1 pseudogene is annotated in these 692 nt (G+C 72.4%); it reads left to right on the top strand.

Features of this window, described 5'->3' with window-relative positions:
* Positions 1-37 precede the first annotated feature (37 nt).
* Positions 38-692 (top strand): annotated as a pseudogene (locus DQ237_RS19325) (pyruvate carboxylase); the annotation flags it as partial.

The raw sequence follows: 692 nt of genomic DNA on the forward strand, positions 1-692 counted from the left end.
AGATGTGTATAAGAGACAGTCGCCGGGCGGCGCGGGCGTGCGCCTCGACGGCGGCACCATCAACCCCGGCACCGAGGTGAGCCCGCACTTCGACTCGATGCTCGCGAAGGTCACGTGCCGCGGCCGCGATCTCGACACCGCGATCCGCCGCGCCCACCGCGCGGTGAGCGAGTTCCGCATCCGCGGCGTCGCCTCGAACATCCCGTTCCTGCTCAACCTGCTCGACGACGAGGAGTTCAGCGCCGGCGACGTCTCGACGAGCTTCATCGACGAGCACCCCGAGCTCACGCGCATCAACCCCCCGAAGGACCGCGCCTCGAAGGTGCTCGCGTGGCTCGCCGACGTCACCGTCAACCAGCCCAACGGCGCCGCCGACGGCGTCATCAACCCCGCGATCAAGCTGCCGGACTGCGACCTCGAGACCGAGGCGCCCGCGGGCGAGCGGCAGCGGCTGCAGGAGCTCGGCCCCGAGGGCTGGGCGCAGGCGCTCCGCGACCGCACGTCGCTCGCCGTCACCGAGACGACCTTCCGCGACGCGCACCAGTCGCTGCTCGCGACGCGCGTGCGCACCGCCGACCTCGTCGCGATCGCGCCGCACGTCGCGCGCATGACGCCGCAGCTGCTCTCGATGGAGGCGTGGGGCGGGGCGACCTACGACGTCGCGCTGCGCTTCCTTGGCGAGGACCCGTGGG

It is taken from the genome of Blastococcus sp. TF02-8 (genome assembly GCF_003319175.1).
GTDB lineage: Bacteria > Actinomycetota > Actinomycetes > Mycobacteriales > Geodermatophilaceae > Blastococcus.